This is a genomic window from Pseudomonas sp. P4_C1 (assembly GCF_056402155.1).
The window spans coordinates 1-4,350 of record NZ_JBFUHY010000140.1 but is presented as its reverse complement, the minus strand read 5'-3'; the positions used below and the strand labels follow the sequence as shown (position 1 = coordinate 4,350).

Here is a 4,350-nt window from a genome sequence, read left to right as displayed (position 1 = left end):
TTCCTGCAGTTTAGCGCGCGGCCAGTGATTGCACTGTGCCATTGTCTTTTTCCGGTCTAACCTTCACCATTCAAACGACTCCCTCCTGCCTATCCAGGATGCCTCGCATTGGCGGCAAGTTTAACGATCCCGCGGATTTTACGCTGGCTGTGCAGCGCATTGCTGCTGGCTGGCGTGATGCTGGGCAGCTTGAGCGCCGATTGGGATTTTTCCCTGATCAGCCGGCGGGCGCAGGCATTGTACGGACCTTTGGGAGAAGGTCAGCAGCGCATCGATGATTGGCAATACTTGCTGGCCAGCCAGAAGCAGCTCGGCGAGCTGGAACAACTCAATGTGGTCAACCGCTTCTTCAATAAACAACTGCGATACGTCGAAGACATCGACCTGTGGCACGAAGTCGATTACTGGGAAACCCCGATCGAAGCCCTCTGGAAAGGTGCCGGAGACTGTGAAGACTACGCTATTGCCAAGTACTTCAGCCTGCGTCACCTCGGTGTAGCCAGTGAAAAGCTGCGTATTACCTATGTCAAGGCACTGACCCAGAATCGCGCGCACATGGTGTTGACCTACTACTCGAGTCCGGAAGCCGAGCCCCTGGTGCTCGACAGCCTGATTGATGCAATCAAGCCGGCCAGCCAGCGAAAGGATTTGCTGCCGGTCTACTCTTTCAATGCGGAAGGGTTGTGGCTGCCGGGCGCCAAGGGCAATAAAAAGGTCGGCGATACCAAACGCCTTTCGCGTTGGCAGGATGTGCTGAAAAAAATGCAGGCCGAAGGATTCCCGGTCGAGACGACTAACTAGGAGCACACGCTCAGATGTCTTTGTTCAAACAGCTGTTGATTGCTATCTGTCTGTTCCTGGTGGTCGCCTTCACCGGCAGTTTCATGGTCAGTCTGGAGAGCTCGCGGACTCAGTACGTCAACCAGTTGCGCTCTCATGCCCAGGACGCCGCGACGGCGCTGGCACTTTCCCTGACACCGAATATCGACGACCCGGCGATGGTCGAGTTGCTGGTCAGCTCGATTTTCGACAGTGGTTACTACGCGAGCATCCGCGTGGTCGATCTTAAGACCGACCAGACCCTGGTTGAGCGCACGGGTATCCCGGCGGTGAACAATGTTCCGGACTGGTTCGTCAAACTGATCGGCCTGGAACCCGCCGGTGGTGATGCGATCGTCAGCCGCGGCTGGGAGCAGGCTGCCCGGGTCGAGGTGGTCAGCCACCCGATGTTCGCGCTGGCCAAGTTGTGGCAAAGCGCTTTGGGCAGCCTGGGCTGGTTGCTGTTATGTGGCGCGGTCAGTGCGGTACTCGGCGCGCTGTTGCTGCGTCAGCAATTGAGGCCGCTGGATTACATGGTCCAACAATCCTACGCCATCGCCCGGCGGGAATTCCTCAGCCTGCCGGAACTGCCGCGCACCCCCGAACTTCGCCGGGTCGTGCAGGCCATGAACCAGATGGTCGAGAAGCTCAAGGCGCTGTTCCAGGAGCAGGCCGAGCGCAGTGAAAAACTACGGGTCGAGTCCTATCAGGACTCATTGACCGGGTTGGCCAACCGACGTTATTTCGAGATGCAACTGTATGCGCGGGTGAGCAACCCGGAGCAGGCCAGTTCGGGTTACCTGCTGCTGTTGCGGGTCAAGGATCTGGCCGGTCTCAACCAGCGCCTCGGCGGCCAGCGCACCGATGAAGTGCTCAAGGCCGTCGGTGAGCAACTGTCTCGCGAGTGCGCCAAATATCCGGAAACCCAGAACCTGGTGACCCGTATCCGCGGTGGCGAATTTGCCGTGCTGGCGCCGGGACTGGTGCGTGAAGAGGCGCTGCAACTGGCACAGAACCTCGACAGTGCCTTGGCCAGTTTGCACGCTACCGGCGCCACCGATGTGGCTGCTGTGGCGTCTATCGGCCTGGCGCCCTTTGCTTACGGCGACTCGCCGCAAGCCGTGCTCAGCCTCGGCGATCAGGCGCTGGCGCAGGCCGAAGGCCAGGGCGAGCAGAACTGGGCCTGTATCGAGCACAGCCTCTCGGCCAGTGTCGGCGACGATCACCACGCCTGGCATCTGATGCTCGACCAGGCGCTGACACAGCGACGTTTCGAGCTGTATTTCCAACCGGTAGTCGCCGCCCAGGACACGCAACTGGTGCTGCACTACAAAGTACTGTCGCGACTGCTCGACGAACACGGCCAGACCATCCCCGCCGGGCGTTTTCTGCCTTGGCTGGAGCGCTTCGGCTGGACTGCGCGTCTGGATCGGCTGATGCTCGAGCGGGTGCTGGAACAAATGAGCGGGCATGAGGAGTCGCTGGCGCTGAATCTGTCGTCGGCGACCCTGGGCGACCCGCAGGCGCAAAACAAAATCTTCGAAATACTGCGTGCACACTCCAACCTGGGCCCGCGCCTGACCCTGGAGATCGGCGAAGAGCAACTGCCTGACCAGGCGGTGCTGGAACAGTTGACCCGGCGCCTGCGCGAACTCGGCTTCTCCCTGAGCCTGCAACGCTTTGGCGGACGCTTCAGCATGATCGGCAACCTGGCACGGCTGGGGCTGGCGTACCTGAAGATCGATGGCAGCTACATCCGGTCGATTGATCTGGAGAGTGACAAGCGCCTGTTCATTGAGGCGATCCAGCGAGCGGCGCACAGCATTGATTTGCCGCTGATTGCCGAGCGGGTCGAGACGCAAGGCGAGTTGTCGGTGATTCGCGAGATGGGGCTGTACGGTGTGCAGGGCCAGTTGTTCGGCGAGCCCAAGCCCTGGAACTAACTCTTTAGTGCCGGGTTGTCAGTGATGCCGTCATCGCGGGATTACCCGCGATGACGGCTGGAACAGTCACTGAAGATCAATGATCAGATCAACCCGCCTTCATCCTCATCGATCAACTGACTCAACCCACCCAACGCCTCACGCGCCTGGGTCCGGTCCATCAGTTTGGCCTGGGCCGCCATCGGCAGGTCGGTGACGCGGATCACGCCTTTCTGGGTCAGCACCTGAATCAAGTCATCGAGTACCCGGATCATTTCCAGGTCACTTTGCTTGAGCTGTTTGAGGCTGTTTTCCACAGCCGCATTGGCAAACCAGGCCTGGATTTCTTGATGGTCGGCCGGTAGCGTTTCCGTGGCCTCGGCGTAGGCGACGGGTTCCACGCGAACTAACAGGCCCTGCGCATCGCGTTGCACGTAAAACATTGAGCATCCCTCGGATTTGAGCCAGCATCGTGCTGTCAGCAGCATAGGCCAACTGCACGCCAGTATGTGGCGCGGTGACGAAATCGTCACCGGGCAGTGGGCGCAAACGTGACGGCCGCCCCATAAGGAGCGGCCGTTTTCATGCATCAGCTGTTGTTGTGATCGACCTTGATTGTCGGGTCGCTACCGGCAATCAGGTTGTGCAGGTTGGCGCTTGACCAGTTGTTGCCTTCCAGTTTGATCGTCACGTCCGGCGTGGCGGCGGCCGCATTGCCCGAGTTGAACTGGCCGGTCGAGCTGACTTGCAGCGACGACACGCCGTCGACCGTGGTGATCTTCAGGAAGTTGTCGATGGTGCTGCCGGTTTCGCCCTGCAACAGATCACGCAGGTCGATCCGGTCGCCTTCGCTGGCCTTGAAGTCCTTGATCACGTCGTTACCGGTATCGCCCGCTTTCCAGACGAAGGTGTCACCACCGGAACCACCGATCAGGATGTCGTTGCCCTGTCCGCCCATCAGCGTGTCGTTGCCGATGCCGCCGAGCAGGATGTCATTGCCCTTGCCGCCGTCGAGGGTGTCGTTACCGCCCGAGCCGAACAGAATGTCATTGCCCGCACCGCCGAGCAGGGTGTCGCTGCCGTCATGGGCGCCGGACACATCGAGCGCGGTGTAATGCTCGGTGATGTACTGGTGCACGTTGCTGGTGGTGACTTTGCTGACGTCCACGCCGGTTTGCTGCGCCACGAAGGCTTGCATCGCCTGGTAACCCTCGCCGGCAATGCCGTTGAAGCTCACCAGATCGCCGAACAGGAGGTCGTTGCCATCGCCACCGCTGACGGTGTCGTTACCCGGCATCGTCGCTTCGGTGTGGCCGATGATCGAGTTGGCCAGATTCTGCGGGTCGATGTTGGTTTGTGGCGTTTGATCCGAGTCGTACGGCTTCAGGTCGTTGAGCGTCACGTCCTTGTTCAGGCCGATGGCCTCGACGTTCGACAGGTTGCTCAGCAATGTGAAACTGCTGGTGGAGTTGCTGATGGTGTCCCCGTCGGTGCTACTGCCGTCGCCGTCACGACCCGAGAACTCGTAGGTGCCGTCGCCCTGGGCATGCAGATAGCCGAAGTCCTTGGATGACCAGTTATTGCCGTTCCCGTTCCCGTTCCCGTTGTT

The 4,350-nt window shown here is 60.2% G+C and carries 4 protein-coding genes; 2 read left to right on the top strand and 2 right to left on the bottom strand.

Going from position 1 to position 4,350, the window contains the following annotated elements; all coding sequences use genetic code 11:
- The first annotated feature begins 108 nt into the window (after positions 1-108).
- Both lapG and lapD read left to right on the top strand, forming a co-directional pair.
- On the top strand, positions 109-801 hold the full coding sequence (gene lapG / locus AC1DU9_RS29485; RefSeq protein WP_223463872.1) for a cysteine protease LapG: 693 nt from the start codon (positions 109-111) through the stop codon (positions 799-801).
- A gap of 14 nt (positions 802-815) precedes the next feature.
- Complete coding sequence (gene lapD / locus AC1DU9_RS29480; RefSeq protein ID WP_223463873.1) at positions 816-2,762, top strand: cyclic di-GMP receptor LapD; 1,947 nt, start codon at positions 816-818, stop codon at positions 2,760-2,762.
- An 83-nt stretch (positions 2,763-2,845) separates the two neighbouring features.
- On the opposite strand, the gene AC1DU9_RS29475 is transcribed toward lapD, so the two are convergent.
- Together AC1DU9_RS29475 and AC1DU9_RS29470 are read right to left on the bottom strand one after the other, a co-directional pair.
- Positions 2,846-3,184, bottom strand: coding sequence for a tryptophan synthase subunit beta (locus AC1DU9_RS29475; protein WP_223463874.1), 339 nt, complete (start codon positions 3,182-3,184; stop codon positions 2,846-2,848).
- A gap of 146 nt (positions 3,185-3,330) precedes the next feature.
- Positions 3,331-4,350: calcium-binding protein (locus AC1DU9_RS29470; protein ID WP_477811233.1), on the bottom strand; the 1,020-nt coding region annotated here is incomplete at its 5' end.